The organism is Ruegeria sp. HKCCA6707 (assembly GCF_013033515.1).
Taxonomy (GTDB): Bacteria; Pseudomonadota; Alphaproteobacteria; order Rhodobacterales; family Rhodobacteraceae; genus Ruegeria.
On the sequence record NZ_WQEG01000002.1, the window covers coordinates 43,920 to 70,231 of the forward strand.

Annotated in this window: 22 protein-coding genes and 1 tRNA gene; 8 read left to right on the forward strand and 15 right to left on the reverse strand. The window is 58.8% G+C overall.

All coding sequences use genetic code 11. The features are described 5' to 3' along the window. Nucleotides 1-3: 3 nt before the first annotated feature. The gene (locus GOW40_RS06155) at nucleotides 4-1,347 is read right to left on the reverse strand and encodes a Na(+)-translocating NADH-quinone reductase subunit A (RefSeq protein WP_171132781.1); all 1,344 of its coding nucleotides are present in this window, start codon (nucleotides 1,345-1,347) and stop codon (nucleotides 4-6) included. A gap of 296 nt (nucleotides 1,348-1,643) precedes the next feature. Here GOW40_RS06155 and GOW40_RS06160 point away from each other — a divergent pair, with 296 nt between their 5' ends. Both GOW40_RS06160 and GOW40_RS06165 read left to right on the forward strand, forming a co-directional pair. Further along, nucleotides 1,644-2,759: a class I SAM-dependent RNA methyltransferase gene (locus tag GOW40_RS06160; RefSeq protein ID WP_171132782.1), complete on the forward strand. Its 1,116-nt coding sequence runs from the start codon at nucleotides 1,644-1,646 to the stop codon at nucleotides 2,757-2,759. 55 nt (nucleotides 2,760-2,814) lie between these two features. Then, nucleotides 2,815-2,891 (forward strand) — tRNA-Pro (locus tag GOW40_RS06165). 141 nt (nucleotides 2,892-3,032) lie between these two features. Here the strand turns inward: GOW40_RS06165 and GOW40_RS06170 are convergent. The 12 genes from GOW40_RS06170 to GOW40_RS06225 all read right to left on the reverse strand — a co-directional run bounded on the left by GOW40_RS06170 (nucleotide 3,033) and on the right by GOW40_RS06225 (nucleotide 12,332). After that, nucleotides 3,033-4,043, reverse strand: coding sequence for a HupE/UreJ family protein (locus GOW40_RS06170; protein WP_254444333.1), 1,011 nt, complete (start codon nucleotides 4,041-4,043; stop codon nucleotides 3,033-3,035). Further along, nucleotides 4,040-4,885: a peptidyl-prolyl cis-trans isomerase gene (locus tag GOW40_RS06175; protein WP_171132783.1), complete on the reverse strand. Its 846-nt coding sequence runs from the start codon at nucleotides 4,883-4,885 to the stop codon at nucleotides 4,040-4,042. Before GOW40_RS06175 ends, GOW40_RS06170 begins: the two co-directional genes overlap by 4 nt. Nucleotides 4,886-5,231: 346 nt before the next feature. Then, nucleotides 5,232-6,647 carry a uracil-xanthine permease family protein gene (locus GOW40_RS06180; protein WP_171132784.1) on the reverse strand — a complete coding sequence of 472 codons (1,416 nt, stop codon included), beginning with the start codon at nucleotides 6,645-6,647 and terminating at the stop codon, nucleotides 5,232-5,234. A gap of 253 nt (nucleotides 6,648-6,900) precedes the next feature. After that, nucleotides 6,901-7,539, reverse strand: a complete 639-nt coding sequence (gene ureG / locus GOW40_RS06185; RefSeq protein ID WP_171132785.1) for an urease accessory protein UreG — start codon at nucleotides 7,537-7,539, stop codon at nucleotides 6,901-6,903. Beyond that, complete coding sequence (locus tag GOW40_RS06190) at nucleotides 7,536-8,207, reverse strand: urease accessory protein UreF (protein ID WP_254444335.1); 672 nt, start codon at nucleotides 8,205-8,207, stop codon at nucleotides 7,536-7,538. The genes ureG and GOW40_RS06190 overlap by 4 nt, the downstream gene beginning before the upstream one ends. Beyond that, entirely contained in the window at nucleotides 8,173-8,625 is a 453-nt protein-coding gene (locus tag GOW40_RS06195) for an urease accessory protein UreE (protein ID WP_171132786.1), read from the reverse strand. The genes GOW40_RS06190 and GOW40_RS06195 overlap by 35 nt, the downstream gene beginning before the upstream one ends. Before the next feature lie 28 nt (nucleotides 8,626-8,653). Further along, nucleotides 8,654-8,878 (reverse strand): hypothetical protein, encoded by a 225-nt coding sequence (locus tag GOW40_RS06200; protein ID WP_171132787.1) that lies wholly within the window; start codon nucleotides 8,876-8,878, stop codon nucleotides 8,654-8,656. A gap of 130 nt (nucleotides 8,879-9,008) precedes the next feature. Continuing rightward, nucleotides 9,009-10,769, reverse strand: a complete 1,761-nt coding sequence (gene ureC, locus GOW40_RS06205; RefSeq protein ID WP_171132788.1) for an urease subunit alpha — start codon at nucleotides 10,767-10,769, stop codon at nucleotides 9,009-9,011. Continuing rightward, nucleotides 10,769-11,074 carry an urease subunit beta gene (locus tag GOW40_RS06210; RefSeq protein ID WP_171132789.1) on the reverse strand — a complete coding sequence of 102 codons (306 nt, stop codon included), beginning with the start codon at nucleotides 11,072-11,074 and terminating at the stop codon, nucleotides 10,769-10,771. The genes ureC and GOW40_RS06210 overlap by 1 nt, the downstream gene beginning before the upstream one ends. Further along, nucleotides 11,071-11,232, reverse strand: a complete 162-nt coding sequence (locus GOW40_RS06215) for a hypothetical protein (RefSeq protein WP_171103090.1) — start codon at nucleotides 11,230-11,232, stop codon at nucleotides 11,071-11,073. Before GOW40_RS06215 ends, GOW40_RS06210 begins: the two co-directional genes overlap by 4 nt. 22 nt (nucleotides 11,233-11,254) lie before the next feature. Further along, nucleotides 11,255-11,557, reverse strand: a complete 303-nt coding sequence (locus tag GOW40_RS06220; RefSeq protein WP_171103089.1) for an urease subunit gamma — start codon at nucleotides 11,555-11,557, stop codon at nucleotides 11,255-11,257. Nucleotide 11,558: 1 nt separating this feature from the next. Next, a complete protein-coding gene (locus tag GOW40_RS06225) occupies nucleotides 11,559-12,332 on the reverse strand; it encodes an urease accessory protein UreD (RefSeq protein WP_171132790.1) in 774 nt (257 codons plus the stop codon). Between the two features lie 564 nt (nucleotides 12,333-12,896). Between GOW40_RS06225 and GOW40_RS06230 the strand changes: the two genes are divergently transcribed. Beyond that, complete coding sequence (locus GOW40_RS06230; RefSeq protein WP_371731820.1) at nucleotides 12,897-14,636, forward strand: type I secretion system permease/ATPase; 1,740 nt, start codon at nucleotides 12,897-12,899, stop codon at nucleotides 14,634-14,636. Next, entirely contained in the window at nucleotides 14,636-15,946 is a 1,311-nt protein-coding gene (locus GOW40_RS06235) for an HlyD family type I secretion periplasmic adaptor subunit (RefSeq protein WP_171132791.1), read from the forward strand. Before GOW40_RS06230 ends, GOW40_RS06235 begins: the two co-directional genes overlap by 1 nt. Nucleotides 15,947-15,948: 2 nt before the next feature. On the opposite strand, the gene GOW40_RS06240 is transcribed toward GOW40_RS06235, so the two are convergent. Both GOW40_RS06240 and GOW40_RS22160 read right to left on the reverse strand, forming a co-directional pair. After that, nucleotides 15,949-17,292, reverse strand: coding sequence for a hypothetical protein (locus GOW40_RS06240; RefSeq protein ID WP_254444337.1), 1,344 nt, complete (start codon nucleotides 17,290-17,292; stop codon nucleotides 15,949-15,951). After that, nucleotides 17,289-17,993, reverse strand: a complete 705-nt coding sequence (locus GOW40_RS22160) for a beta-propeller fold lactonase family protein (protein WP_254444339.1) — start codon at nucleotides 17,991-17,993, stop codon at nucleotides 17,289-17,291. The genes GOW40_RS06240 and GOW40_RS22160 overlap by 4 nt, the downstream gene beginning before the upstream one ends. A 224-nt stretch (nucleotides 17,994-18,217) precedes the next feature. Here GOW40_RS22160 and GOW40_RS06245 point away from each other — a divergent pair, with 224 nt between their 5' ends. From GOW40_RS06245 to GOW40_RS06255, 4 genes are all read left to right on the forward strand, one after another. Beyond that, a complete protein-coding gene (locus GOW40_RS06245; protein ID WP_171230903.1) occupies nucleotides 18,218-22,084 on the forward strand; it encodes an adhesin in 3,867 nt (1,288 codons plus the stop codon). 96 nt (nucleotides 22,085-22,180) lie between these two features. After that, entirely contained in the window at nucleotides 22,181-24,805 is a 2,625-nt protein-coding gene (locus GOW40_RS06250) for a type I secretion system permease/ATPase (protein ID WP_256367840.1), read from the forward strand. A 51-nt stretch (nucleotides 24,806-24,856) separates the two neighbouring features. Continuing rightward, the gene (locus GOW40_RS22165) at nucleotides 24,857-25,009 is read left to right on the forward strand and encodes a hypothetical protein (protein WP_254444341.1); all 153 of its coding nucleotides are present in this window, start codon (nucleotides 24,857-24,859) and stop codon (nucleotides 25,007-25,009) included. Beyond that, the gene (locus GOW40_RS06255; RefSeq protein WP_171132793.1) at nucleotides 24,993-26,306 is read left to right on the forward strand and encodes an HlyD family type I secretion periplasmic adaptor subunit; all 1,314 of its coding nucleotides are present in this window, start codon (nucleotides 24,993-24,995) and stop codon (nucleotides 26,304-26,306) included. Before GOW40_RS22165 ends, GOW40_RS06255 begins: the two co-directional genes overlap by 17 nt. Nucleotides 26,307-26,312: the final 6 nt, after the last annotated feature.

The following is a 26,312-nucleotide window of genomic DNA, read 5'->3' on the forward strand; positions in this document are numbered from 1 at the left end:
GGCTCAGCCCTCCTTTTCAATCTTGTTCAGACAGTCGCGCAGCGCCAGCCCGTATTCATATTTCGCCGGGCAGGCAAAGCCTACAAGGCCCAGATCTTCTTCATCCAGCTCCAGCGCACCCAGCGCCTGCGCCGTATCGGTGTCCATCACCAGGAGCGCGCGCAGCAGCTGGGTCGGCAGGTAATCCTGCGGCATCAGCTCTTCGAACACGCCAGTCGGAACCATGGCGCGCCGTCCACCGTTCAAATTCGATGTCAAAGCATAGAGCTTTTTCGAAAACGCCGAGCCCAGCACCGGCTGGAATGAGAACTTTGACGGCATCGGACGGATCCAGCCCATCGGGATCTGGTCATGATCCTCACGGATGATGGTTACCTGTCGGGCAAACCGACCCAAAAAGGCTGTTGGCCCCTCAGCATGCTGGCCTGACAGGATCGAGCCCGAGATGATCCGGGCGGTGCCGTCGATATTGACCTCATCGCGGGTCAGATCGTCGGTCGAAGCTCCCATAACAGTTCGGATCAGGCGCGGCTGGCGCGCACCGGGCCCGGACAGGGCGATCACGATATTGGGGTCCAGATGGCCCGTCAGCATCAGCCGACCGATGGCGATGACATCCTGGTATCCTATCGTCCAGACCTGCTTGTCACCGATCAGGGGTTCGAGAAAATGAATATGCGTTCCGGCCAGGCCCGAAGGGTGTGGGCCAGAGAATGCCGCAAGCTCTACCCCGGCCACGTCAGCGCCCGGCACGGTATCTCCATCCTTGTGGCAGACATAGGTCACGCCTTCGGTCAGCTTGGCAACCGCCGCAAGACCCGCCGCAAAGGCTTCTGTCACCTCGGAGATGATCAAGCCCGCATCCGGTGCCAGCGGGTCGCTGTCCATGGCGGTAACAAAGATCGCTGCAGGCGCAGTTCCCGGTTGCGGCATTTTGGAATAGGGGCGCGTACGAAACGACGTCCACAGACCCGCCGCGCAGAGTTTGGTTGTCACGCCTTTGGCCGTATCGGCATCACCGACGTCCGAAAAATCTATGCCGGTGTCATTGGCGTCAGACACTTCGATGACCACGCTTTGCAACACACGTCGCGCACCGCGGTTGATGGCAACCACCTTGCCACCAAGCGGGGCCACCATCATAGCCTCAGGAACGTCCTTATGACAAAAGAGCGGCGCGCCCCGCTGCACGATGTCACCTTCCTGCACCAGCATCTTGGGCTTCAGACCGATATAGTCCCCCCCCAGAACCGCAACACGGCTGTATTCCGGCCCCGGTTGGATCTTTTGGTCCGGGGCGCCTTCGACCGGCAGGTCCAGCCCCTTTTTCAGATTGAAAGTTTGCATCTTGCTACGGTCTTCCAAGCCTTTTCTCTGCGCCAGCTTAGCCTACACCCAATCGGGATTTTGCGTCAGCGCGGATACTCTGGGTTCGCTTTGCAATCGCATCGTAAACACTCCAGAATCCGCAGGCGTATTTCTGATCATGGACCCTTTACGCGCGGTTGGTCACAAACGCAAACCCGTTACCGCGAAAAGTCATGGCTCAAACCCGCAATCAAGGTAATTTTGGCGTTTCATTCATCAGATTTTCCTCAAATTAGCCGGTCGCGCCCCTGTTGCATCCAGTGTAAGCAACCAAAATGACAAAACACACGAAATTCGAGATTTTTTTGGTCGCCACCCCAGGGCTTGAATCGCCCCTTTGTGCCGAAGCGCAGAAAAACGGATTCGCAGACGCGAGAAAAGTTCCGGGCGGTGTCGTCTGCCAGGGATCATGGCCCGAGGTCTGGCGCGCCAATCTCTGCCTGCGGGGGGCCAACAAGGTTTTGGCGCGTATCGGCAGTTTCCCGGCAGTGCATCTGGCGCAACTCGACAAACGGTGCCGCAAATTTCCTTGGGCTGACTTTCTGCGCCCGGATATCCCTGTCAGGGTTGAGGCCACCAGCCGCAAGTCACGCATCTATCACGCAGGTGCCGCGCGGCAGAGGGTCGAACGCGCGATCAACGAAACGCTTGGCGCACCCATCTCGTCCGAGGCCGACTTGCGCGTGCTGCTGCGCATCGAAAAAGACCTCTGCACCTTTTCGATCGACAGTTCCGGAGAGCTTTTGCACAAGCGCGGGCACAAGGAAGCCATCGCCAAGGCCCCGATGCGAGAGACCATGGCCGCGATGTTCCTGCGCGCGTGTGGTTTCGACGGGTCAGAGCCCGTTATGGACCCAATGTGCGGATCGGGCACATTCGTCATCGAGGCCGCAGAGATCGCTAGGGGCCTGCTGCCCGGTCGGTCGCGATCGTTTGCATTCGAGCAACTGGCTGGTTTTGACGCAGATGCCTGGTCTCAGATGCGGTCTTCGTACACACCGACCCATAGCAAATTGATCCATTTCGGATCTGATCGCAATTCCGGTGCGGTTGAGGCAGCAGGCGCAAATGCCGCGCGCGCAGGCGTGGCGGACAACACCCGGTTCAGCCAGCGCGCCGTCAGCGATATCAAACCCCCGCCGGGTCCGACTGGGTTGGTGATCGTCAATCCCCCCTATGGCGCGCGTATTGGCGACGAAAAACGCCTGCGGTCACTCTACGGAAGCCTGGGCAAAACGCTTATGTCCAGATTTCAATGCTGGCGCATAGGCATTGTAACGAGCGCACCCGCGCTGGCCCGCGCAACGCGCCTGCCTCTGCTGGCCCCCGGCCCGGTCGTGGATCATGGCGGCACCAAGGTGCGCCTCTACCAAACCGACCCGCTGCCTTAGCCTCAGAATCCCCCTTGCGCATCCCGCCCCCCTTCTGTAGATCACCCGCCACGGTCGGAGCGTAGCTCAGCCTGGTAGAGCACTGTCTTCGGGAGGCAGGGGCCGGAGGTTCGAATCCTCTCGCTCCGACCAAAAATCTAAACATCAACAAACGCTTAGAGTATTCTCGCCACGTCAAGCACTTGTCGCTTTCAATTTGGGTGACCTCGGTTATCGAGAGTATTGAAAATCCTAAGCGCGATAAGTTCAGAAGATATTTTACGACACCAGAGCTCAAAATCCAGCTAGGCGTTCGGCCAGCCAAAATGTGGCGATGCATCCGATTGGGTAGCCAAGAAACCGTCGCCATGTGCCTTGCACCAGCGACCAGCCCCAAATCGTCTGGACGATCTTCTGCAACGTCAAAAACACACTCAAAACGGCGAAAATAAAGGTAAGTTGTCCCGCCTCGACACCGAGATTGAAGGCCAACAGAGCGGCCGGGATATCTTGCTCTGGCAAGCCGATCTCGTTCAGCGCGCCGGCAAACCCCAATCCATGCAGTAGACCAAAACCAAAAGAGATCACCCAGGGGAATCGGCTGGTGAGCGTCTTCTGCCTCTTGTTCGAGCGCAGCACCTCGGTTGCCAGAAAGACAATCGAAAGCGCAATGACCGCCTCAACCGGAGGACCGGGTACGTTCAACACACCAAAGGTCGCAAGGCCCAGTGTGATCGAATGAGCGAGGGTGAAGGCTGTCACGGCCCAGATCAATTGGCGCAGGTTTCGGATCAGCACAAGCAGAGCAAATACAAACAGGAGGTGATCCCAACCCTCCAGAATATGTTCGAACCCTAACACTCCATATTGCCACAGCGTCTGCAGCAGGCCCTGTTGCGCGGGCAGCGTTACGGCAGGTGCGTCCGGGGTCAGACGAAACGTGGCTGTCGTCTGGGCGCCAAGATATCCGACCCTGAATAAAACATCTGTTCTTTGCTCGTCGAGGCCGTCGATCAGAATGGTATTGCCCCGCAGATCCTCGGCGCAGGTTATCCGCCAAGCCTGAGTCCAGGCGCGTCCGTCAAATACCGGCGCGTCGAGGGTCGGTGACTGACAGTTCGCCGGAAGCTTGACGTGTATGTCCATCGGTGCGCCTCGGACGTCGGGCTTGCGCCAGAAAACGTACCAATCTGCTTCGGTCTCTTGCGATATCTCAAGATAGCCAGGCTCCAATGCGTGCGCATTTACTGTCACCGGAAACAAAAGCGCCGATAGCATCGATATGAGTACCAGAAGGTGTCTCATTGGTCATCCGAGTGCGAGTCGACGGCTTGAGGTTCCCGTATCGTATATGCTGATCTTTGGGCGTCGAGGTATCTTTGCGTGGCAAGCTCGGCCTGACTGGCTTGCCATTCGGCCAGTACTTTGTCACGCACATCATCCAATGAGGGCAGTACCGCCTCGGAACGCGCACCCAATCTCACCAAATGGTTCCCGAAGGATGATCGAACCGGGCCGCTCCATTGCTCAAGCGGTAGCGTGTCCAGCTGATCGAAAAAGCCGTTTCCGAAACTTCCGTCGATCGCTGTTCTGACACTCAGACCAAAATCAGACGGAAGAAGGGACGCTTGACCAAGCTGACTGTGATCAGCTCCGCTCTTCAACTCTTCCAAGGTTTGTTCAACATAATCCTCGCTGGGGTTTTGACCCAAATGGACGAGACTGGCAGCGACTTGAACAGGGATCGTAAAGCGTTCGGAATTCTCGGAAAGATACGTTGTGAGAACTTCATCCGTGGGCCGCAATGCCCGCGCCTCTGAGACCAGCAAGAAATTCATCTTCTGCACCAGCCGATTGCGGATGATCTCGTCATTGCCATCCAACCCCAGCGCCAGTGCCTCGCGGTACAGAATTTCGCGATTTAGCCAATCTTCTTTGAGGTTGTACAATTCCTCTTCGCTCGGAGGACGACGCCAAGTTTCTTCGAATTGAAGCGCAAGCAAGTCGAGCTGGCGCTGATCCAGCACAATCACACGCGACTCGGGATCTACGGTCCACTCGTCGGTTTGAACAAGATTGAACCAAAAGAAAATCAGAACACCAAGAACCGCAAATTGAAAAAAGGGTTCGGTTAAAACGCGTCGCATCGTACTTTTTTGCGAGGGAACACTCATGCAATATCTATCCAGTTTCGCGGCCTGCCCTTTGGGACAGTCAACTTAACATCTATGCGAACCCTGCCTATTGGCAAAATGGAGTCGTCGAAAAGTTGTGCTCGTGGGACACAGCCGATTGCCTTGCTGGCCCGCCACCGCTGACCCACGATGAGGCTTTGGGCCAAGCGGCCGAGGTCTTGGATCACTGGTACATCCAGTATGAATGCCTTTGATCTGAGGCAAAAAGAGGCACCTCGCACCGATCAGTGTTTGCGGCGGGCCGAGAGACATAAGGTCTGCCCGACCCGGCCCTGAGGTGGCGAATACCCGACAGTGGTCAGATATTGGTGTCAGCGTGCGCCATCCCACCGGAAATCTCTTCGGTAGCTTCGGGACCCAAGGGGTTTGGCAGGATCAGGTTCAAGACAATGGCGATAAGCGCGGCAGGCAGCAATCCGGATGTCACCAGAATACGCGGGGTGTCCGGCAGATGCTGTACCGCCCCGGGTTCCAACTGCAATCCCAAGCCAACCGAAAGAGCGATGGCAAAGATCACCATGTTGCGCTTGTTCCAATCGACATCCGACAGCATCGACACACCGGCGGCGACCACCATTCCGAACATGACGATAACACCACCGCCCAATACCTCGATGGGAACAGTTCGGATCACTGCACCGACCTTGGGGACCAGACCGCAGAGGATCAGAAACAGCGCCCCAATCGTCACAACATGACGGCTCATCACGCCGGTCATCGCAATAAGTCCAACGTTCTGGCTGAAGGATGTGTTGGGCATACCCCCAAAGATACCCGCAATGGCGCTTCCGACCCCATCTGCATAGGTTGCACCGGTGATTTCCTGTTCGCTGGCTTCCCGCCCGGCCCCACCGCGCGTAATCCCGGACACATCACCGACGGTTTCGACCGCCGAGACGAAGGCCATCAGACAAAACCCGATGATGGCGGCTGCTGAGAACTCGAACCCGTATTTGAAAGGTTGAGGCAGCGCGAATGCGGCTGCGTTGTTCCACGAACCGGAGATCGCGCCAAATGACAGCATTCCTGTTGCCAGGGCAAAGACATAGCCCGCAAGAATGCCGATCAGGACCGCAGAAACCGATAGCATCCCGTGGGTGTAGAACTTTAGCCCGAGCGTGACAAAAATCACGACCAATGCGGCAGCCCAATTGTGCAGGCTTCCATAGTCCGGAGTGCCGATCGCGGGCACGCCACCCGCCGCATATTGGATGCCCACCTTAACCAAGGCCAAACCGATCATCGTGACCACAAGCCCAGTGACCAAAGGGGGCAAAGCAAACCGGATCTTGCCAATAACGGTGCCAAGCGCTGCATGAAAAAGCCCGCCAATCAGGACCCCACCAAACAGCGCCGCAAGACCATCCACGCCTTTGCCCGCAACAAGCGGGATCATGATGGGAATAAAGGCAAAGCTGGTGCCTTGCACGATGGGCAAGCGTGCACCAACGGGCCCAACTCCGATTGACTGGAAAAGCGTTGCGATGCCCGCGAACAACATGGACATCTGAATCATGTAGAGCAGTTCCGGAAAATCCGGTGAGTTCGACCCGAACCCAAAACCTGCGGCCCCGGCAACAATGATCGCAGGTGTGACATTCGACACGAACATCGCAAGGACATGTTGTATTCCCAGAGGAACTGCCTTGACAAATGGCGGTTTATAGTTCGGGTCGCGAAGTTGTTCGGCCGAGCCGATCGAGTCCATGTTCATATCAGTGTCCCGTGTTTTCTCTTTTGATATCATACTGAGATCTAGACAGGGCGCGCGCAAGCCTGTGGCAGCGCGACAGCAAAATCATCCGAAACTGCCGCATTCCACAGCGAGGGACACGTCAGATGCTCAAGATTTGGCGTTCTTTAGAAAGCCCGTCGGGGCACCAGCGGCAGGGGTCACTTGATAACGATGCGGGCGACAAAGCCAATAATCGTTTGCGCCGATGGCTACAATCAGAATGAGATTGAAATCACTGGGACATTTCAGGTGATGCCAGTTTCAACCCGCCGATCTGGACAAGGTGATCGACAATCGCGTCGACGCCTTTTCGCTGACGCAGTGATGTAAACACAAAGGGGCGTCCGCTGCGCATGCGGGTTGCGTCGCGCTCCATCACCTCTAGTGACGCGCCGACATAGGGCGCAAGATCGGTCTTGTTGATGATCAGCACGTCCGATTTCGTGATTGCCGGACCACCCTTGCGCGGGATTTCTTCGCCTGCAGCAACGTCGATCACGTAAAGCGTCACATCTGCCAACTCCGGGCTGAAGGTGGCCGACAGGTTGTCTCCGCCGCTTTCGATCAGCACCAGATCAAGATCGGGATGACGCGTGCGCATCTCGGCAACGGCGGCCAGATTGATCGAGGCATCTTCGCGGATCGCCGTATGAGGGCAGCCGCCTGTCTCGACCCCGATGATCCGATCTTGCGGCAGGATTTGCAGCCGCATCAGCGCTTCGGCATCTTCCTGCGTGTAGATGTCATTGGTAATCACACCCAGCGAACAGCGGTCGCGCAACGCCTCGGACAGGGCGGCGGTCAGCGTTGTCTTGCCCGCGCCCACCGGGCCACCGATACCAACGCGCAGGGGTCCGTTCATCGTGCTCATGTGCGGAAGATCCTTGAATATTGGGTTTCATGCTGCATCGACGCAATATCGGACAAAAAACCGGTCGATGCCAGATCTTCCAACCCGGCCTGCTGCGCGGCTTGTGCGATACGCGAACAAAGCGGTGTCAGGTCTCGGATGATCTTTTGCGCATCGGTCTGGCCCAAGGGCACCAACCGTGTCGCACAGGCGACAAGGTTCGACAGGAACGCTTGCAGGAACATCTGGGTCGTCAGAGGTAATGGCAGCGCCTGTAGCCGCGCCGCGCGCCCTACGGCAACCGGATAGCTTAGCCCGCTCAGATCCGCGCCCCAGACATCCGAAGTAATCTCACCAAAGGCCTGACCCAGAAGATCGGTTTCTTTCAACCGCTCGGAGGAGGCACAAAAAGCCCGCGCCGCCGCATCGGTGGCCGCCAGTTGTTCAGGATCATCGGCCTTATACCCCGCCACCAGAAACACCGCATCATTCCAACCGGAGCCGAACTCCAGCACATCCGCGATCCAGGCCTGGGTGTCAGTCGCAGTATTGATCCGACCTGCCTCGATCGCTGCCTCAAGCCCGTGCGAATAGGCAAATCCACCCACCGGATAGGCAGGCGAGAGCCATTGGGTCAGTGTCAGGATATCGGCGTCAGTGGGAATGGCCATGGGTCCTGCCGTGGCCATAGGCACCGCCTTCGGGCGTAAAGGGTTCGTGCACTTCGCGCACTGTTGCGCCGATCTTCAAGAGCATGTCGCGGATGACATGGTCGATCTGGATCAGCAAGCGACCCGGTTCGATCTGACATGGGGTGTGGCGATTGCCGATATGCCAAGCGATGCGGGTCAGATCCGGTGCGGTGACCTCCAGCAAAGCCTCGGGCGCCGCAAGGACTTCGACTTCCCGCCCATCGTCAAGGATCAGGGCACCGCCGTGGTCCAACGAGGTGGTTTGCGCCAGATCGATCAGGATCTGTTCACCGCTTTCGCAGGTCAGCACCTTGCGACGCAGAAACCTGTCCTCGTAGGTCAGCGACAGGTTATCAGCGGGATCGCCATGGGTATGGTTTGCGTATTTACGCGCGGTGCAGAAGAGGGCGTTCATGAGCGCCCCCCATCTGCAATGGTTTTGCTTAGCGCCAGATGGACCCGGCAAAGACGTGCTGCACGATCCCATCGCGTGTCAGGCCACGCTTTTTCAGCTCTTCGTCGCTGAGCGAGGCGTAGAAGTTCAGCTGCCGGCTGCGCGACCGCGCTTCGCCCATTGCGCAAAGACCGGCAAACAGGCTTTCGCCGACGGTGCGGAACAGTCCGGAAAGAGAAATGCCGGAGCGGGTGTTGAGTGTTGTATCTGCCATCAGGACCCCCAGAATCATGGGTTAAGTTGGTCCTCCCCTGGCGTTGAGTTTTTGTCATTTCAACCTCGATGAGTAGAGGGTTAATTGTCATGGCCGGATTGCACATGCTGCAATGCAGCACAAAATTTGGTCAGAATAAAAAGTAGCGTTGCGCCATGGGTAGGACTTCGGCGGGCTGACAGGTCAGCAGCTCACCATCGGCGCGTACCTCATAGGTTTCAGGATTGACCTCGATCACCGGGGTTGCATCGTTGAGTTTAAGATCGCGCTTGCCAATGCTGCGAGTGTTCTGGACTGCGACCGTCTGCTTTGCCAGGCCCAACTGGCCCGCAATTCCATCGGCCTGAGCGGCCTCGGAAACGAAGGTGACAGCCGAGTGTTCAACCGAGCGCCCGTAGGCACCAAACATCGGGCGGCTATAGACCGGTTGCGGCGTCGGGATCGAAGCGTTCGGGTCGCCCATCTGCGCACAGGCAATGGTGCCACCCAGCAAAACCATTTCCGGTTTCACCCCGAAAAAGGCCGGGTTCCACAGCACCAAATCGGCGCGTTTGCCTTCTTCGATACTGCCAATCTCATGGCTCAGGCCATGGGCGATGGCCGGGTTGATGGTGTATTTGGCGATATAGCGGCGGACGCGCAGGTTGTCATTTTCGCCCGTTTCCTCGGCCAAACGGCCCCGCTGTTTCTTCATCTTGTCTGCGGTCTGCCAGGTGCGGATCAGAACCTCTCCGACCCGGCCCATGGCCTGACTGTCCGACGCAATGATCGAAAACGCGCCCATGTCGTGCAGAATATCCTCGGCCGCGATAGTTTCGCGCCGGATGCGGCTTTCGGCAAAAGCCACGTCCTCGGGGATAGATTTATCCAGGTGGTGGCAGACCATGAGCATGTCCAGATGCTCCTCGACCGTGTTCACCGTGAAGGGCCGCGTCGGGTTGGTGGATGAGGGCAGAACGTTGTTTTCACCGCAGATCTTGATGATATCGGGGGCATGCCCGCCCCCCGCGCCTTCGGTGTGGAAAGCATGGATCGTCCGGCCTTTCATCGACCCCACGGTGTTTTCCACGAAACCGGATTCGTTCAGCGTATCGGTGTGGATCATCACCTGCACATCCATCGCATCCGCCACCGTCAGGCAGCAATCGATGGCAGCAGGCGTGGTGCCCCAATCCTCGTGCAGTTTCAGCGCGCAAGCGCCTGCTTTGACCTGTTCCTCCAACGCCGCAGGCAGCGACGCGTTGCCCTTGCCCGCGAAGGCCAGGTTCATCGGAAAGGCGTCCGCCGCCTGCATCATCCGCCCGATATGCCAGGGGCCGGGCGTGCAGGTGGTGGCCAGCGTACCATGGGCCGGGCCCGTGCCGCCGCCCAGCATGGTGGTCAGCCCCGAATGCAGCGCGTCTTCGATCTGTTGCGGGCAGATAAAGTGGATATGGCTGTCAAACCCGCCAGCGGTCAGGACGCGCCCTTCGCCCGCAATGGCCTCGGTGCCCGGACCAACGATGATGTCCACACCCGGCTGCGTGTCGGGGTTTCCGGCCTTGCCGATCTTGGCGATGCGCCCGTCTTTCAAACCCACGTCAGCCTTGTAAATCCCTGAGTGATCCACGATCAGAGCATTGGTGATCACCGTATCCACCGCTCCGTCCGCGCGGGTGACCTGAGATTGCCCCATCCCGTCGCGGATCACCTTGCCACCCCCGAACTTGACCTCTTCGCCATAGTGCAGAGCGTTCGTACCGCTACCGCCTGTCGCATCAGCTCCGGCGCGTTCGGCGGTCAGATCACGCTCAACCTCGATGATTAGATCGGTATCGGCCAAGCGCAGCTTGTCACCGATGGTGGGGCCGAACATAGCGGCATAGTCAGAGCGGTTAATAGTTGCTGGCATCAAAGCGCCCCCATGACCTTTTGATTGAACCCATACACGCACCGTGCGCCACCGATGGGAATCAGCGAGACCTCGCGGCTTTGACCGGGCTCGAACCGCACCGCTGTTCCCGGCGCGATGTCGAGGCGCAGGCCGTGGGCCGCCGCGCGGTCAAACTCCAGTGCCGGGTTGGTCTCGGCGAAATGATAGTGGGATCCGACCTGAACCGGGCGGTCACCCGAGTTGGCCACCATCAGGGTGGTCACCTCGGCGCCGGGGTTGAGGGTGATCTCACCTTCGGCTGGGAAGAGCTCTCCGGGGATCATTTGTTCTGTCTGATCATCACGATCACAGCAGCCGCTGCGACAAGGACCAACCCAACACCCAACGCAGCATAGTCGGTGCCATGCGCATGGATATGCGTATCAGTATGTGCTGCGGCAGGGCCGGCAAGGATCAGTGCGGGAAACAACATGCGCGTCATTTTTGGGCTCCGTTCATTTGGGTTATCGAATGGGGTTGTGGACGGTCACAAGCTTGGTGCCGTCAGGAAAGGTGGCTTCGACCTGTACCTCGTGGATCATCTCGGCCACGCCTTCCATGCATTGGTCGCGGGTGATGACCTCGGCCCCCGCCTGCATCATGTCGGCCACCGAGCGCCCGTCACGCGCGCCTTCGACCACCGCATCGGTAATCAGGGCAATCGCCTCAGGGTGGTTCAGTTTGACGCCGCGCGCCAGTCGTTTGCGCGCAACCTCGGCGGCCATGGCGACCAGCAATTTGTCTTTTTCACGCGGTGTCAGGTTCATATCAGATCGTCCAGCATCGAGGGAGAGTGTCAGAGTTCAGCTGCCGCAGGATCGGCAGTAATGAGCTGCGCAGCGCAAAGCTGTTTTCGGCCAGCAGTCGAACGGTCAGCAGATCATCGCGGATCAGACTGGCCCCTGCGGTTTCGGGCAGCAGATCGCGGATCGTTGTCAGATGAGCCGCCGCGGTATCTGCAGCAAACACAACCAGCGCCATGGCCCCTGCCCCATCGGCAATCGCGGGTCGCGCCAGATGGTCGTGCAGGTTGCCGTCAAACGCCATGGCATCCAGAAACGCGGGTTTTTGGTCGCGCCGGATCTCGATCCGATCTCTCAAGCGCACATCGGTCAGCCGCTCGCCCATCGCGGGGCGACCAAAGACGAAAGGCTCGACCATCAGCGCCGACGCACCGAGGGCCAGATCAATCTCCAACCGGCGGTCCAAAGCGCAGCCATCGAACAAGATCGTCTCTTGCGGCAACCAGTTGAGCCGTGCCCCTGCCTCGACCTGCACTCTGTTGCGGATCTTTCCTGTCTGCTCGGGCTGCGCGCGGTAAGCGCGCTCGCAGGCTTGGGTGGTCACGGTCAGAGTGGTGCCCACCGCGACCTCACCTGCGAACCGAAACTGATCTCCGCCTGTGACGCCCCCGGCTGTGTTGAGTAAAACCGCATCCAGATGTACGGCATTCTGCCTTGGAAACAGACACTTGAACGAGCCTGACTGCCGAAACCGGTCAATCACGCTGCGATTGCCCAAAGGTTTCGTCTGCAAGACCACCTGCCCCTCAGCCCGCGGCTGCCGAAGCTTCTGTGCAGGAGCTATGGGAAAATGTTGGGTGATGCCGTCCACCTTCGGATCCTTGATACCGAAAGTGTTGTCGCCACTTTGCCCGGGAATCTCTATTGCGGCGCGGCCTGGCAATGCCGACAGGGTTCTTTCTGCCTATTTCTTGGGCGATTATTCACACCCGTGATGAAAAAGTAGTCTGACTGCGCCTCCAACCAACAACGCCTTCACAAGGCGTACGCGGCGGCCCTGACAACAGCTCATGATTTGGCAAAAGGCTCTGAGCCCGTGTCGGGAATCAAAATCAGAACAAAGGTTTTATTCACCTTGGCCAGACTTTTTCTTTACGCAAAGGAAAATAGGCCCGGATATGTAAAGTTTAACTTTGCGTATTTGGAAATTCGCAATAATTTAAATCTACTACGGCAAGGCATCGGGTGTGGGTGGGGTTTTTCGCCAATTTGCAAATCTTCCGTTTTCACCAGTGTTGCGAAACATTAGGATGCGCGGCGCGAGCAGTCGCCCTCAAAAACAGAACAGCCAAAGGCGAGCATAGTGAATTCGATTTCTCCTCCTTCTGCCCCCGCTCGGCATGAATTGGAAAAAGTACGCAATCAGGGCATCACGTTTCTGGCCATTGCCTTTTTGTTCAGCGTATTCGTCAACCTGTTGATGCTGACGGGCCCTTTGTTCATGCTGCAGGTCTATGACCGGGTGTTGGGCTCTCGTGCAGTTGAGACGTTGACGGCTTTGTTCTTGCTCGTTGCACTGCTTTACGGCCTCATGGCGTTGCTGGACTATGCGCGTGGGCGGATTGTGGCGCGATTTGGTGCGCGGTTCCAGTCACAGCTGGATGAACGCGTGTTTGACGCCACGATGCAACATGCGCTGCATCCCAAGATGCGAGCTGCCCCGGCAACGGCCCTGCGGGATCTGGAAACCATTCAAAACCTGTGTTCTTCGCCCATCCTGTTGGCAGTCATGGATATACCTTGGACGCCTGTCTTTCTGGCTGCGATCTTCCTGTTCCATCCGCTGCTTGGCTGGCTCGCGGTTGCAGGCGGGACGCTCTTGGTCGTGATCGCGATTGTGAACCAGGCGCTGACACGTCGCCGTGTGGCTGGTGCACAGATCGCATCGGCCAAGGCCAACGCGTTTTCCGAGCAGGCCCGCCAAGCGGCTGAGGTCGTCCGCTCGCAAGGGATGCAAGAGGACGTGACCCGCCGCTGGTTGCAACAACGTACTGATGCGCTGGCGCAGACGATCAAAGCCAGCGACTGGACGGGCAGCTTTACCTCATTGACAAAATCTCTGCGTCTGTTTCTGCAATCGGCCATGCTGGCCCTTGGCGCCTGGCTGGTTTTGCGCAACGAACTCACGGCGGGTGCAATGATTGCGGGTTCCATCTTGTTGGGTCGAGCGCTGGCGCCGATCGAACAGTCAATCGGGCAATGGGGCACAATCGAACGGGCGCGCGCGGGCTGGTATTCGCTTAACCGGTTTCTGGACAATACCCCGCCCGAAGCACCACGCACAAAACTCCCCACACCACCGGCTGAACTGGTGGCCAAGGGCATCACTGTCATCCCGCCGGGCGCAACCTCGCCGACACTGCGCGGTGCGTCTCTGACACTGGGCCCGGGCAAGGCGTTGGGCGTAATCGGCAAAAGCGGATCGGGCAAAACAACATTGGCCAAAGCCTTGCTGGGCCTGTGGCAGCCTGCGGTCGGCGAAATCCGACTTGGTGGCGCGACGCTGGATCAATATGACCCCGATGATCTGGGCCAGCATATCGGTTACCTTCCGCAACAGGTGACGCTGTTCAACGGCTCTGTAGCCGAAAACATCGCCCGTATGTCTCAAAACCCCAACCCTGATGCTGTGGTGGCGGCTGCCAAAAAGGCCAATGCGCATGAGCTGATCTTGTCGCTGGAAAAAGGTTACGACACGTTTCTTGAGGGCAATGACAGCCAGCTTTCCGGGGGTCAAAAACAACGCATCGCTTTGGCTCGGGCGCTTTACGGCAACCCTGTGCTGCTGATCCTGGATGAACCGAACTCGGCCCTCGACGCGGATGGAACTGAAGCGCTGAACGCCGCGATCCGCGAGCTCAAGGCCGATGGCAAATCCGCTATCGTCATGACGCACCGGCCGCAGGCGATCTCGGAATGTGATGATCTGGCAGTGGTCGAGCGCGGCCAAATCGTCAAGTCCGGCAGCCGTGACGAGGTTTTGGGCGCGATCGTTCAAAACGCGGGGGCCATCAAGCGCAACTTTTCCAAGGTGGGTCGGTAATGGCAAAACACGTTAACAACCGCCCGGCCTGGAACATCACCTTCCCCGCGACTGTCGGCTTTGTCGCTTTGGCCATACTGGTCGGGGGATTGGGGGTCTGGAGCATCAAGACCCGGCTGGCTGGCGCTATCATCTCACAAGGTGTGGTCGAAGTACAAAGCAACCGTCTTGTGGTAGAGCATCCCGATGGTGGCGTTGTTGGAGAGATATTCGTCCGCGACGGAGACCAGGTCGAGCGCGGCGATATGCTGTTGCGGTTGGATGACACGTTCCTGATCTCGGAAATGAAGATTGTCGAATCGCAGTTGTTCGAATTGCTGGCCCGCAAGATTCGCCTTGAAACCGAGCGCGATGAGCTGAGCGCCGATGTGCTGGCTGAACGTTTCGCTGCGCTAACCGCGCAAGAGGATATCGACCCCGAGCTGCTGGCGGGTCAGGAACGCCTGTTCACAGCCCGTCTGGCGACTCTGGCACAGCAAACCGAGCAGTTGGGCGAGCAAAAGAAACAGATCCTCAGTGAAATCGGCGGGACCGAGGCGCAATTGCAGTCGCTGCAGCGTCAGATCGCCCTGATCCGCGAGGAACTGGAAGATCAACAGAGCCTTCTGGGCCGCGGCCTGACCCAGGCCAGCCGCGTTTCGGCCTTGCAGCGCGAAGAAGTGTCGATGGACGGGGAAATCGGCAGCCTTGAGGCCACAATCGCGCGTTTGCGCGGCCAGATCGCGACCACTGAAATCCAGATCGTCGAACTGTCGGCCACCCGCCGAGAAGAGGCGATCACGCAGCTGCGCGACGCAGAAGCAAGCATTGCTGAACTGTCCGAACGGCGATTGTCGCTTTCTGAACGCCTGTCCAGGCTCGACATACGCTCACCGGCGACGGGTACGGTCTATGACAGCCAGGTCTTTGCCCTCCAATCGGTGATCCAACCCGCCGAACCGATGATGTATGTGGTTCCGCAAGATGCCCCCTTGCTGGTCGCAGCCCGGGTGGATTCGTTGCATGTGGATCAGGTACACCGGGGTCAGCCCGTTGCCCTGCGCTTTCCTGCGTTCAATCAGCGCGAAACGCCCGAGATCGAGGGACAGGTTTTCAACGTCTCAGCCGACGCCTTCACCGATGAGCAGACGGGTTTCAGCTTTTACCGTGCTGAGATTATTCCCAACGAAGGTCAGACCGATCGCCTGAATGGCCAGGTTTTGCTGCCTGGGATGCCGGTGGAGACACTGATCAAAACAGATGAACGCACCCCTCTGTCTTATCTGGTCAAACCCATGGCAGACTATTTCAACCGGGCTTTCCGGGAATAGGCTCAGATCGCCTCGACATTGCCCAGCAGGATCGAAGTCATGTCAGCGGTGACGACATTGTCGATCACGGTCACCTGAACACCGGTGTCGTAATCTACGTTCGTCGGGGTGATGCCGGACAGGTCGGTACTGGCGTCCAGAAAGACCCATTTGGCGTCATGGGCCGGGGTCTGACCCACTGCCACCTTTAGGATCGACAGCGCATCCAGAGCGTTGATCGCACCGTCCTGAGTGATGTCGGACGCGATCAGCGCCTCAGGCGTGGCCGGGCCCCAGGTCGGGTCCAGACCGACCGAGATGCGCAGCACCTGCAACGCGTCCAGAGCTGTGATCTCACCCCCAGCGGTCGAATAGTATTTCTCGGCATCCAGATGCCCCGTATAGGTGCCATCCGGCAGATCCAGGTCAAACACGCCCTGATCATCAGCTTGTGCTGTTACCTTTGGCCCTGCCTCCAAGGTCAGTTGGATCTCGGCATCAGTCAGCACCGGATTCGGTCCAGTCGAATCCACTGAAACAGGGCCTGCAATCCCGGACGATGTATTTGTGTCGGGCCCGGTGAACAAATCCACGGGGATATGGTCCGCACCATCGAACCCGGCACCAAAGATATCCACACTGGTCAGCGGTCCGCCCGAGGCGGATTGCACCTCGATCATCTCGTCCCGGTAATGGATTTCGGCCCCCTGTGCGGTTGGCGTTACCGTTAGCTGCGCGGGCGACCGCAGGAAGGGGAAGGCTGTCAGGTCCAGCTGATCCACCCCCGGTTCAAAGTCGGTGATGACTGTGTTGCCGACCCCACTGCGCATGGCGAAGATGTCGGCCCCTGCCCCTCCGGTCATAATGGTCTCGCCCATTCCCGCAATCAGAATATCATCGCCTGCGCCACCCAAGAGGGTGCTATCCCAGAACCCGCCAGCCAGCATGTCGTCCTGCGCGGTGCCATTTACCGTGCCAAAATCTTCGATCACAACGCCCAGATCGGCCACCGAAACTCTCAGTTGGGTCAGCCCCGCATCCTCTTGCGCCCCGACAAAGATCTGCAACTCGTCGCAAACATGGGCGACAGACAGGGTTTCGACATTTTGCAACCCGCTGCTGAGCGTGTCGGCAAAACTGTCCAGATGGATCAGCTTGCCATCTGTTGTCAGAGTGAACAACGCGACGCCGTCGTCGCCCCCTCCCGCCACCACAAAGACGCGGTCATCAACCTCAACCACCGCCATATCCTGAACCACGCCGAATCGCGTATGCAACGTGTCCAGCGCATGATCTGTGGGTGACAGGCTGCCATCGGTGGACAGACGCAGCACGCTCAGCGAATTGCTGGCCGAACCTGCGATCACGATCCAACTTTCCCATAAGCCTCGATGGTTTCAACCGCGGTGTGCGTACCGATGCCCAGAACATCAATCGCGTATGACGTATCGATCTGGTTAAGCGCGCCCGAGGTCTGGTCGACGGAATAGATCGCAACGGTACTGGAGGCCGCGTCGGTGCCGATCAGAAACGGGTTCCCCCCAGACTGCACAACCTGCATCGAATCGACCTGTGCCGAGACAAAACCAACACTGCTGAGCGACCCGTCAGGATCGATATCGTAGGTGCCGATTTGTCCAGTATCTTCATGGGCCAGCAGAAGTATATCTCCTCCGGTGATGCTCAGCTGCGCCAGTGCCGAGATATCGCCGCCACCAACCAGAGTACCGGTTTCCTGAAGGGCTCCGATCGTTCCATCATTGTTGAGGCCATAGCCCACCAAGCCCGTGGCGGTATTGACATCAAGGATCAATTGTTCGGACCCGCCAAGGGTGACGGGCATTCCGTCGCGATCGATCTGATAGGTGATGGTCGGGCTAAAAAGCTGCTGATCGATCAGCGTCGGGCCTGTGCCTTCCGACAGTCTCCAAGACGCAAACCCACCCCCAAAGCCGGTGACGCTGTAGAGATACACGTCACCGTTAAACGTTTTTAAAGCCGTATCGCCGATACCTGAATCGAGCGCCGCGGTCCCCGTTGCGACCACTCTTTCGAACTGAAGCTTCATTGCCGTTTACCCCCAAAGCCACCTCTGGCGTTGAACACAGGATGACCGGCAGCCCAGACCGAAAGCAAAGCAGGAATGTGGTCAAAACGAGGAGTTCGGCTTGAGTTTGATTCAATTTCTTCCGGTCCGACCGCAGTGGGCACCGGGCAGTAAGACGGCTGAACAGATCCTTACCTCTTTAAGGAGCCGTCCGGGTGCATGTGGTCACGAAAAGTGAGGGTATGATGAGCAAAGAACCCCTGTCCAACAACATTTCGACCAGCGGTGACGCATCTGAGGTAAGCCGCGCCCGTTTCATTCGAAAATGGATCGATGGCAAGCTGCAACGCTGGGCGGGGCTCGGTGTGGCAGGCGGGCTAGGATCTACCGTTTTGGCACTCCCGGCTTTGGCACAGGCCACGGATGCTCAGCTTGAAGCGTTCCAGTTTGCTGAGACGATACCGGGCGTGCGGTCCGTCAAACTGTTGGCAAATGGTGACCTGCAATTGAAAATGGCGGATGGTCGAACGGTGATCATCGACGCGGAGAACGTCCAGGTTCTGGATAACGGCGCGATCATGGCCGCCGATGCTGTGGTTGATGACGTCAGCCAATTCAGCGCCGCCGCAGAAACCGCTGGTGCGACTGCCGTCGCAGGGGGCGGGCTCGGTGGCATGGGTGCGGTCTTGGGAGGGCTGGGTCTTGCTGGCGCCGCTGCTGCCGCAGCAGGCGGTGGCGGCGGGGGTAGCGATGACGATACTCCGCCCCCCAGTGTGACACCAACACCGCCTCAACCGCCAGCACCGCCAGAACCGGCCCTACCAATTCTGAACCTTGCGGATGTGCAGGGTTCGGCGATAAACCAAGCGATCCTGGACACGCCAATCCCTGCTGAGACGGCGACTGTTGAAGTGACAATCGGATCGGTGGTCACCACCGCGACACCTGCTCTGGACGGCAGTTGGAGTGTCTCGCTGACACCGATCGAAGCGGCCTCTTTGCCGCAGGGTGATACTTTTGTGACCGTGCGTACGCTTGACGCCTTGGGAGAAGAGCTCTCGGTCGACACCATCGAATATACCGTTGATACGATCTCACCGACCGTGACGATCACAAATTTCTCGGACGGCGCGGTGATGAATGCCGAAGAACAAGGCACACCGCTGACCATTTCGGGAACCACAGATGCAGAAAACGGGCAAACCGTCACTGTTTCGGTGGACGGTCAGACGTTGACCGGCACGGTCTCGGGCGGGAATTGGTCGGTTCAGGTTCCGGCTGCGGATTTGGCGGGGCTTGCCGATGCGTCGACCATCGCGGTGACTGCGGATGTCTCTGACTTTGCGGGCAACCCGGCCCCTCAGGCGACCAACAGTTTTGATACCGATTTCACTGGACCAACCCTCAGCCTGAATCCGGTGGGTGGCGGATCGATCGACCTGATCGATGTCAGCGGCGATCTGGTTCTGACCGGAACAACGTCTGCCGAAGACGGCCAGACCGTTACCGTCTCATTCGAGGGCAAGACCTATACCGGAACCGCGTCCGGCGGCAGTTGGAGCGTGACGGTCCCCAACGCGGGTCTTTCGGGACTGACGACCGGAACTCCGGCAGCCGTCAGCGTCTGGGTCAGCGATGTGTCGGGCAACCCGGCACCCACCGTTACCGTATCTATTCCAGTCGATTTGACCGGGCCCTCCATCAACATCAACCCGCTGTCGGTCGGCTCGGTTCTGAACGCCGTCGAGGTGGGCAGCGATCTGACCATTTCAGGTGCAACCGGCAAAGTCACTGACGGCCAGACCGTCACCGTCACGCTCGACGGTGAAACCTATACCGGCACCGTCACCGGCGGAGCCTGGAGCGTCACAGTCCCCGCAAGCGATCTGGGCCCATTGGCCGATGGCGGCAGCTTCTCGGTCACCGCAGATGTCTCGGACACCGATGGCCTAGCCGCACCGCAAGCCAGCGTGGGGCTGTCCAAGGATGTCACGGCGCCGACCATCAGCATCGACAGCTTTTCCCATGGCGCGGTGTTGAATGCGGCCGAGCAAGGCTCTGACCTGACACTCACCGGCTCGACCAGTGCCGAGGACGGCCAGACGGTCACGCTGCAGATGAACGGTGAAACCTATACCGCCACCGCCACTAGCGGCGCCTGGAGCGTCACCGTCCCGACGGCTGACTTGGGTGCGCTCACCGATGGCGCAACGATCACCGCAACCGCCGATGTCTCGGACAGCGCCGGCAACCCGGCGGTGCAGGGCTCGGCCAGTTTCGATACGGATTTCAGCGCCCCTAGCCTGAGCATCTCGACCCTGTCTGATGGCGCCGTAATGAACGCAGCCGAACAGGGAACCGACCTTCTGGTCAGCGGCACATCGGATGCTGTTGACGGCACCGTTGTCACCGTCCAAATCCAGCGCCCGGATAGCACCGTGGATATCAGTGGAACGGCCACGGTGTCAGGTGGCAACTGGACCTATACCGCCACATCTGGCGATCTGGCGGCGCTGCAAGACGGCACAACCTACGACGTCAACGCCTCTGTCGCCGATGCCGCAGGCAACAGCGCTGCGGCCACCACCAGCTTTGACACCGACTTCGCTGCACCCAGCCTCTCGATAGACCCATTGTCAGTCGGGCCGGTGCTCGACATCATCGAACAAGGGTCGGACCTGACCGTGTCAGGCACGACAAATGCGCAGGACGGGCAGATTGTCACCGTTGATCTTGATGGCGAAAGCTATTCCGCAACGGTCAGCGGCGGTGTGTGGAGCACCTCGGTGCCATCCTCGGACCTAGCCGCCCTGGCCGATGCCACGGGCTTTACGCTCACGGCTTCAGTTGCAGACAGCTCGGGGAATCCGGCCAGCGCAACAACCAGCCTGACCACCGATTTCCAACCGATCCTGCGAATGGATGCAGTGGGGTCCAATGATGCGGTGCCGCTTGCAGATGCGCAGGCTTCGGGTCTGACGGTCAGCGGCACCTCGTTTGGACTAACCCCTGGGCAATCTTTCGACGTGACGCTGAACACAACCCCGGTCGGAACAGCCACGGTTGCACCGGACGGCACATGGTCTCTGGCTGTCAATGCGTCGGAGTTTGCCGGGTTCACTGCTACAGACACGCTTGATTTTTCGGCGACTACGCTGATTTCCGGCGCCCCGGCCAGCCTCACGGCAACGGATCAGGCGATTGCCCATGTTCCTGCAGCTTATGTCATCACCGAAGCCGGGCGCAGCGGCTCGACCGTGACATTCGAGATCCATGCCGATCCCGACCGGGATATATCAAGTGGCTTTGCGATCACCGCCGACATGGCTTTTGATCCCAGTGTCGTGACCTTCGACGCAGGCTCTGACACCGAAAACAGCGACTTCGATCTGTTCCTTGTGAACCCGGGATCAGGTATCGTCAGCTTCGCCGGTGCCGCCACCAGCTATAGCGATCTGTCGCAACCCGTCGTGACCTTCACGATGACGGTGCAAGACCCCAACAGCCCGATCGAACTGACGCTGACAACCCCGGATGGAGGTCCGTCACAGCTGCATCTTGGAACAGCTGCCAATGACACACTGACAGGCACTGGTCAGGATGATTTTATCCGCGGCGCGGATGGAGATGACACCATCGATCTATCTGGCGCGGGTCGTGACATTGTCGTGTTTGAGGCGGATCCCGCAAAAAACGGTGTCGATACGATCACGGGCTTCACGCTTGGCGCCGCCGATGAAGTCTCGGACGCGTTCATCTTTGCGGATCTGGTCCCGGCCACATTACGCGGGGATGGCACCGGTATTGAAACGCTCAGCACTGGTGATGCATTGGGAGCCGATACGGGCATTGTCAGCCTCGACACCCAACTGTCGGATCTGAGCAATGGCACTATCGCCGCCGCAGCCGAAAGCCTGACCGGGGCGCAGGCCGGAGATGAAATCTATCTTCTGGCGAGTGATGGAACCGACAGCGTTCTTGTCAAGGTTGACTATGACGCCCCGGCTTCGGTGTCGCTGGAAACGGTGGCGCAGTTTGATGGGTTGGCGGATCTCAGCAACTTTCATCCTGACAACATCTTGCACACCGATCCGACCGGTGCCTCAGCTTGAGGCACGGTCGAACTCCGGGCGATGTGAGGTCTCGCATCGCCCAAATCCCCGAACAGTGAGTATGTAAATGGCAGAGATGGCCTTCACCCCGTCAGCCTGAAACGACACAAGACCCGGTTCTGGCGGCGGTTCACCTCGATGGATTTCGCCCGCCACATGCAGCTTTGCTCCGTGGTCGCCACCAAAATTCTGCCCGTCGCCGCCGCGTTTCCGATCCTCTTTCAAAAAACTGGCCAGAGGTTCGAACCCGTTGCGTTGTTCTCGCTAGACGCTGAAGCACAAACTCCCTTTGTGGATGAGGCCGGAAAGTGGCGCGCCCAATACCTGCCTTCGGCGTTGCGCTGCCATCCGTTTCAGGCGCAACCCTTGCCCGGCGATGACCCGAACAAAGCGCAGCTTTTCGTCGATGAGGGGACCGGGCTGGTCACCGACAACCCAACGGATGAGCCGTTTTACGATCAAAACGGTGCCTTGACCCCTGAGCTCAAAAAAGTGCTTGGCTTTTTTCAGGATCGCGAAGCTGCAGTAAGGGACATCCGGCACCAATGCGCCGGGATCAAAGATATGTTTGTTCCCCTCAGATCTCATTCGGGCATCACGCTGCCACCCGAGCTTTTTGCCATAGATACCAAACGGTTCGACGCAATGGATTTGGGGAAAATTCAGCGAAATGCCGCAGCTGTCCTGCGGCTGTTTCACGCCCATGAGATATCTCTGTCCCATCTGCAATGGTTGCAGCGCGCGCAGCGAGCGATCCGCAAGGCTGAACCTGAACAATCAAGAGGTGCCTTGGTGACACGCGCTGCAACACAACTGACCACCTTGGAATCCTGCCTGTTGAACGTTGCCGATACGCTTGAACGCCCGATGACGCAGGCTGCTGTCCTCGCATCACGCTCGGGCCCTGGCGGAGAGCTGACGGTGCGCGATGCCATAAACGCTGCGTGCAATGCCGGAATGCAAGCGGGCTTTGGCAAACGATCGCTGGCGCGCTTTGACAGCACGCTTGTCCCTGCGATCCTGTTGCTGAACGATGAGCGCGCAGTGGTTTATCACGGGCGTTCGGCGGACGGGCATCTTTTGGTCTTTGACCCCGAACTGGGGGACGGCTTGGGTGAGATCTCCGAAAGCGACCTTGACGCCGCTTATACCGGATATGCACTGCTCCTGCGGCGCGACCCGGGGCGCGGTGACATAGTGGCCAGTTCGGGGCGTTCGGGCCACTGGTTCTGGTCGGCGCTGGCGGCCAACCGGTGGACCTATGTTCAAGTGGCTCTGGCCGCGGCACTTGCCAATATCCTGGGGCTTGCAACGTCGGTTTTCATCATGATCGTTTACGATCGGGTTCTGCCCAGCGAAGCCACCGAGTCGCTGATTGCCCTGACCGCTGGCGTGGGCCTGGCGCTTTTGTTCGACTTCATCCTGAAACTGCTCCGCGCCGGATTCATCGACCGGGCGGGCCAAAATGCGGACAGGGCCATGGGGCTTGGGGTGTTCGACCAGTTGATAAACCTGCGCATGGCGTCACGAACGGGATCGACCGGGGCAATTGCCAGCACCGTGCGCGAGTTCGAGACACTGCGTGAGTTCTTTACATCGGCCACGCTTGTGGCCTTGGTCGACCTGCCCTTTATCGCCGTATTCATATTTGCCATCTACGCCGTGGGCGGATCCCTCGCGCTTATCCCAGCCCTTGCCGTCCCGGTTGTCTTTTTGACAGGGCTTGCGATCCAACCGGTCCTGGGCCGTTTGGCCGAGAAAAGCTTTGCGGACGGTCAATCCAAGCAATCTGTGCTGGTGGAAACCGTTTCGGGGCTTGAGACGATCAAAACCACCGGCGCGGGCCAGCATCTGCGGGGGCGGTGGGAACAGGCGATTGAACGGCAATCCAATCACGGCAACCGTAGCCGCGCGGTGACGCAGTTTGCGCTGAACCTCACGGGGTTCACACAACAGGCAGCGCAGGTTCTGATTGTGTTTTACGGCGTGTTTCTGATTACCGACGGGCAGACAAGCATGGGGGCGCTGATTGCGTCGGTGATGCTGACGGGCCGTGCGCTTGCCCCCTTGGGTCAGCTTGCGCAGACGCTCAGCCGGGTCAATCAAGCGCGCAGTGCCTATCGCAATCTGAACGCGCTGATGACCGCCGAAAGCGAACGCCCTTTTGGCCGAAACTGGATAAACCGGCCGGGATTTGCCGGGCGGGTCACCTTCAACAATGTGCATTTTTCCTATCCCGATCAGACCGAAGAGGCTCTGAAGGGTGTAAGCTTCGATATCCAGCCGGGTGAGAAGGTTGCGATCCTGGGGCAGATCGGATCCGGCAAAAGTACCATCGCGCGGCTTTTGCTGGGTCTCTATCAACCGCGTGTGGGCGCGGTGATGATGGACGGGTTGGACATCCGCCAAATCGATCCAGCTGATCTGCGCCGCAATATCGGCTCGGTCTTGCAGGATGTGTGGCTGTTCTCGGGCACCATACGCAGCAACATTGCCAGCGGTGCGATCCGGCCGCGCGACAACGACATCGTCGAGGCTGGACGTATCGCAGGGATCGAGGCATTTCTGGCTCAGCATCCGTCGGGCTATGACCTGCCTTTGGGCGAGCGTGGCGAAGGGATTTCGGGTGGGCAGCGGCAAGCCGTTGCGCTGGCCCGGGCGTTGATCGGAAACCCCCCGGTCCTGCTGATGGATGAGCCGACCAGCGCCATGGATGTCTAAAGCGAAGCTGAGGTGATCGCGCGGCTAAAAACATCAACACAAGACAAGACGATGATTGTGGTGACCCACCGCACCAGCCTGCTGGAACTGGTTGATCGTGTGATCGTAATCGAAGACGGAAAGGTCGGCGCCGACGGACCCAAGAGCCTGCTCACCCGGCACGCACCAAAATCCAGGAGGCATCTGAATGTCGCGGCATCATGATCTGGATCAGCTGGCACGCGAAATGCAAGGTCATGCGCCTTTGCGTGGATCGGCTTTGCTGTTCGTCATTCTGGGGGTTCTGGTATCGGCGGTTTTTTGGGCTCATCTGACCGAGTTGGACAATGTCGTGCGAGTTGATGGCCGAATTGTGCCCTCGCGCGATCTTCAGCGCATCGAGGCCACGGAAACCGCTGTGCTTAAGGCTGTCCATGTGCACGAAGGTCAGGTGGTTGAGGAAGGAACGCTGTTGATGGAGTTCGACGCAGCCCAAGCCAGCGGAGAGCTGATGCAGGAGCAGCAACGCGCCTTGGGTCTTATGGCTCGGATGCAGCGCCTGCGCGCTGAAATTGAAGGGGGCGATCTGAGTTTTGACCCAGCGTTGATACAAGACGCGCCCGAAGTGGTGCGGTCGGAAACCGCGCTCTACCGTGGTCGTCAGGCCGAACTTGCCGCGGAAATCGCCATACTCGAAAGGCAGCGGCAGCAACGGCAACAACAATTCGAAGAGGGGTTGGTGGATCAGGTCACCGCTGTCGAAACGCTGAGCGTTCTGGCCGAAGAAAGGGCGATGATGGCTCCCTTGGTCGAAAAACAGATGGAGCCGATGACGACCTTGCTGGCGCTCAGACGCAGTGAGGCAGAATGGAAGGGCCGCCAGGTTCGTGCCGATGCGGTGGTCAACAGATTGCGCGCGAGTCTGGATGAGGTAGACGACCAGATCGCCGCCACGCGCAGCCGGTTTCGCAGCGCCGCTCTGACAGATCTTGCCCTCGTAACCGCCGAATTGGCCGCGCTCGAACCAGCTTTACCTGCGCTTGAAACCCGAACCGAACGCGCCCAGATCCGGGCACCGGTTCGGGGTGTTGTCAACCGACTGCACCGCAGCACAATCGGTGGTCTGGCCCGCGGCGGGGAAGAGCTGATCGAAATTGTTCCGCTGGATGACACGCTTTTGGTTGAAGCCTATGTCAAACCTGATGACATCGGGTTTCTGCATCCTGGCCAAAACGTAAAGGTTAAGCTGACCGCATATGACTTTGCCCGTTATGGCGGGCTTGAGGGCCAAATCCAAAGGATAGGTGCGGATACCGTAACCCGCTCGGAACGCAGTGATGAAGAAGTGTTTGTCGTTGAAATCCGCACCGAGAACACGATGCTGGATGGAGGGGGTGTAACGGTAGAAATCATCCCCGGCATGGTTGCCGAGGTCGATATACTCTCAGGGCGCAAAACCGTTCTGGATTACGTGATACAGCCCGTCCTGAAGGTAAAAGACCGTGCGCTGCGCGAGCAATGACCTCAG